At 29.0% G+C, this 4,195-nt stretch carries 4 protein-coding genes and 2 pseudogenes; 4 read left to right on the forward strand and 2 right to left on the reverse strand.

Annotated elements, in window-relative coordinates:
• Window positions 1–271, forward strand: a pseudogene (locus LS72_RS10985) (TraC family protein); the annotation flags it as partial.
• A gap of 17 nt (window positions 272–288) precedes the next feature.
• Here LS72_RS10985 and LS72_RS10045 read toward each other — a convergent pair.
• Window positions 289–1,358: pseudogene (locus LS72_RS10045) on the reverse strand (Fic family protein).
• A gap of 190 nt (window positions 1,359–1,548) precedes the next feature.
• The gene (locus LS72_RS10050; RefSeq protein ID WP_138155322.1) at window positions 1,549–2,487 is read right to left on the reverse strand and encodes a tyrosine-type recombinase/integrase; all 939 of its coding nucleotides are present in this window, start codon (window positions 2,485–2,487) and stop codon (window positions 1,549–1,551) included.
• 207 nt (window positions 2,488–2,694) lie between these two features.
• On the opposite strand from LS72_RS10050, the gene LS72_RS10055 reads away from it, so the two are divergent.
• From LS72_RS10055 to LS72_RS10065, 3 genes are read left to right on the forward strand one after another with little or no spacing between them, the layout of a single operon-like run.
• Window positions 2,695–2,970, forward strand: coding sequence for a hypothetical protein (locus LS72_RS10055; RefSeq protein WP_034555554.1), 276 nt, complete (start codon window positions 2,695–2,697; stop codon window positions 2,968–2,970).
• A gap of 19 nt (window positions 2,971–2,989) precedes the next feature.
• Complete coding sequence (locus LS72_RS10060) at window positions 2,990–3,568, forward strand: zeta toxin family protein (protein WP_138155323.1); 579 nt, start codon at window positions 2,990–2,992, stop codon at window positions 3,566–3,568.
• 41 nt (window positions 3,569–3,609) lie between these two features.
• Complete coding sequence (locus LS72_RS10065) at window positions 3,610–4,083, forward strand: ImmA/IrrE family metallo-endopeptidase (RefSeq protein WP_052087415.1); 474 nt, start codon at window positions 3,610–3,612, stop codon at window positions 4,081–4,083.
• Window positions 4,084–4,195: the final 112 nt, after the last annotated feature.

Consider the following 4,195-nt stretch of genomic DNA (forward strand, 5'->3'; position numbering starts at 1 on the left):
GCTAATTAATTCTAATTTATTTAATCTATCAGAATACGAAAAAGCTTTATTGAAATCTATTACTACTACCAAAGGACAATATTCAGAACTTCTTTTAATCACACCTGAGGAGATAAAAATTCCTTATAGACTTGTAATGGATAGATTCTTTTATTATTTAACAACAACAGACCCAAAAGATAAGGCAAAGATAAAAGAATTAACCGATAAGGGATTAGAAGTTGGTGAGGCTATTAAAAAGATTATAGTAATGGAGGAAATGGGTTTATGAAAAAAACGCAAAGGTTTTTAATATACTCCTTTTATAAAAATCTCATATAATTTTTCATTCACATAATAATGATTCCTGCCTATTTTTACACATTGCACGATTTTAAGTTCCTCACAAATTTTAAGATATTTTGATGCGGTCTGTCTTGTAATGTCTAACTTCTTGCTGATAGTTTCTATCCTAGTGTATGGGTGTATAAACAAAGTCTCTAAAAAATCTTTTGTGTAAAATTCAGTTTGATTTTTTAATAAATATTCTGTGTATTGCATAAGTTTCTTAATAGTTTTAATTGTTGTAATTGTTGATTTTGAAATATATTCAACACCCTTTAAGATATAGCTTATCCACTCTTCCCACGCATTTTCATCACGCACCTTTTCTAAAAGCTCATAATATTCCACTTTATGTTGCACTATGTAACCACTTAGGTAGAGTATAGGGAAATCCAAAAGTCCCTTATACACAAGTATAAGACATTAATAATCCTCCCACTTCTACCATTACCATCATAGAAAGGATGTATGCTCTCAAATTGGTAATGAATAATTGCCATTTTGATGAGCGGATCTAAGTCTTGCATATCATCATCATTAATATATCGCTCTAAATTACTCATTAAACGCACTATATCCTCATAATGTTGTGGTGGAATATGCTTTATTTCATTTGTGGTAGGATTTTTAAGCATTGTGCCACTTTGTCGTCTAAATCCTGCATTATTGCGTTCAATTTTCTTTTGAATCGCTAAAATATGCGAATTTCTAAATAACTTGTCTTTACTAATTAGCCAAAACCCTATTTTTAAAGCCTTACCATAATCTCGCACTTCTTTGGTAGCTTTTGTCATTTTACTCTGATTAACTTGCGATAAAAACAATTCATCGTGCGTAGTGATAATATTTTCTATCTCACTAGAATCCTTTGCTTCTTGTAAGACTAATGCATTAATCAATATAAAGCGGTTGGGAATTGTCCTTGCTATACCTCTTAGCTCACTCAAAGCCCTTGAAGCAGTTACAAGCAATTTATAAATATTTTCACTAATAGGAATTTCTAATGGAAGCTCATTTGGGATAAATTCTTTCATTCCTCTTTGCCTTTGTATGTTAAAAAGCTCATATGTTTTTAACATACAAAATAAATATGTTAAAAATCAAGTAAAATTTTAACATATTTTAGGATTTTATTGTTATGATTATTTTCTTAAAAATACTAAAAAGTGGGGTTAGACTTAATAAGCCTTGACTGCAATTACAGCTTCTTAAAGCTGGAGTAATTCACCGCTTCTTCAAAGCTTCTTTTATCATATTTGATGTTGCATCAGCATAAATCATTGTTGTATTAATATTTTTATGCCTCAATGCTTTTTGTATCACTCCTAGATTAATATCTTTTGCCATTAAATCCATTGCAAAAGAATGTCTTAAAATATGACAGCCTTCTTTGTGAAATACACCCGCCTTTTCATAGATACGCTTTAAATTAATATAAGCAGTCTGTCTTTTTAATTGCGTATTGCGTGAAGTCAAAAAAACATAATCTGCCAAAGAAAGCTTTTGGGAGATATATGAAAACTCATCTCGGATAAGATTTTTTAATACATAAGCTTTTTGTCTCTCTCCACCTTTTGCTGTAATATTTAACTCATAGAATTCATCATTTATATCGCTAGTGGTAAAATCTATCAACTTTAAATTAAGTGCTTCAGAGATTCTAAGCCCTGCTCCAAATAATAGTTTAACAAGCAAAGAATTTCTATTGTTTTTATAATTATTATTTTTTTCAATAGTTTTTTGTAAATAGTCTAAAATTTTATTCATATCTGCTAATTTTATGTGATTTACTTCTTTGCTTTCGCCTTTTTTTAATTTTAAAGGAAATTTTTTGAATAAATAATCATAGTCTATTAAATCATCATTATTTTTTGTTAAAAAATTAAAAAAACTCTTCAATGTTCTATAATAACTTGCCTTTGTTGCATTTTTTGGTTGTATTTTTGCTTCTAGCCACGCAAAAAAATAAGAAATGTGCATTTGCTTGATGTTTTTTAGTCTTACTTCATCAGAAATTTCCTCACAGAAATCACTAAATACTAAAAGTTGTTGATTATAAGTCAAAATTGTATTTTTTGAAAAGTTTAGGGATTCTAATTCTTTAATGAAGAGATTTTTTAACCTCACTATATCAAGACTTAAACCATCTTTTTCAAGCTCCATAATCTATCTTTCTTATTTTTATTGCATATTATATCAGTATGTAATATTATTTATATGGATTATACCATAAGTTGAGATAAAAAAGGTTTCTATTTGTCAATTTAGTATGTAATATTTTTTATAAATGTATCCAAAATATAAATAATAAATAGTAGTTTAATGCAAAAAACATTATAATTACAAAAATTAATCTATAAGGAGTGTAAAATGGCATTAAAAAAGATTGAAATTAATAAAGATGCTTTAAAATCTATTGAAAATAGTGGAATTGATATTAAGAATTTAACTAATGATGAGTTTTCTAACAAAGTTAATGAGTTTATTATCAAAGGTGCAGAAAAAATAGAAATTTCTAATGAAAATCTTTTGCTTTTAGAGGGAATTGCACTATTGGCTAAAAAATTTAATAAAGAGAGTTTAGTAGATGAATTATTTAATAAAAAACTAAAAGAAATTTACCATCAATTAGCAGAAACAATTTAAAAACATGCGAGGATATGCAATGGCAAAAGAAGCTTATATTTTTGCAGGAGTTAATGGAGCTGGTAAGACAACGCTATATTATAATGAGCTAGAATCCGCAAAGGATTTTGGTCTAAGGATTAATATTGATGAAATTGTTAGCTCTTTTGGAGATTGGAAAAATAGAAAAGACCAAATAAGAGCTGCTAAAATCGCTCTAAAAATTAGAGAAAAGTATATTAAAGAAGGAAAAGATTTTAACCAAGAAAGCACATTATGTGGCAATTCCATATTATCTTTATTCCAAAACTTAAAAGATTCCCAATATTGTATTAATCTCTTTTATGTGGGTGTTAAGAATCCAGAGATTGCCAAAGAAAGAGTAAAAATAAGGGTGGCAAAAGGCGGACATAGCATTGACCCTAGTGTTATTGAAACAAGATATTATAAATCTTTAAAAAATCTAAATACAATTGCTCCTCTTTGTAATAGCATTATTGTTTTTGACAATACTCAAACATTTGAAAAAATTTTAGAGAAACGAGATAATTTTTTAAATATCTTTAAAGAGCCACAATGGATTGTTGGCTTATTAGAAAAACTAGAAGAAATGTCGTGAATTACCCCCCCCTTGTTAAATAAGAAAAGAGATATTGTAAAATGATTGATGAGATTAAAATAGCAAAAAAGGCAGATGAAGTAAGAGGGGCAAAAATAAAATTCCCTATCGATCCTATTGTTGTTGCTAAATCTCTAGGCGTTCAAGTCTTTACTGCCTCACTCCCACGCAATGTAAGCGGACAGATTTTCTATGCAGAAAAAAAGATTTTTATAGAGCAAACAGATTTCATTACAAGGCAGACTTTTAGTGTGGCACACGAACTAGGGCATTTTATTTTGCATAATGATGGCACAAGCCATACAAGCCCAAGAAATACCACCACATCGCAAGGAATAGATATAAAAGAGATTGAAGCGAATTGCTTTGCAGCAAATCTTTTAATGCCAAAAGATGAAGTATTGCACCTTGTAGGGTTAGGTTTTGCAGTGGATTCTATGGCTAACTATTTTGGTGTATCATCTATTGCTATGCAATACCACTTAAATAATTTAGGTGTGTCTGCATATGTCTAATTAAGTCTCCTACTCAAACACTATCCATTTTTTCATTGTTTTAATAAAATCTAAATCCAACAAATACTTCTCGTTTAAATAGAGTGTTTGCGTAGCTCTTGTGATAGCTACA

Source organism: Helicobacter apodemus (assembly GCF_000765745.2).
GTDB lineage: Bacteria > Campylobacterota > Campylobacteria > Campylobacterales > Helicobacteraceae > Helicobacter_D > Helicobacter_D apodemus.

What these genes read in the sequence shown, in the direction of transcription:
- LS72_RS10065 (WP_052087415.1), top strand. Translation starts at nt 3,610, where the DNA reads ATGATTGATGAGATTAAAATAGCAAAAAAGGCAGATGAAGTAAGAGGG.
- LS72_RS10060 (WP_138155323.1), top strand. Translation starts at nt 2,990, where the DNA reads ATGGCAAAAGAAGCTTATATTTTTGCAGGAGTTAATGGAGCTGGTAAG.
- LS72_RS10055 (WP_034555554.1), top strand. Translation starts at nt 2,695, where the DNA reads ATGGCATTAAAAAAGATTGAAATTAATAAAGATGCTTTAAAATCTATT.
- LS72_RS10050 (WP_138155322.1), bottom strand. Translation starts at nt 2,487, where the DNA reads ATGGAGCTTGAAAAAGATGGTTTAAGTCTTGATATAGTGAGGTTAAAA.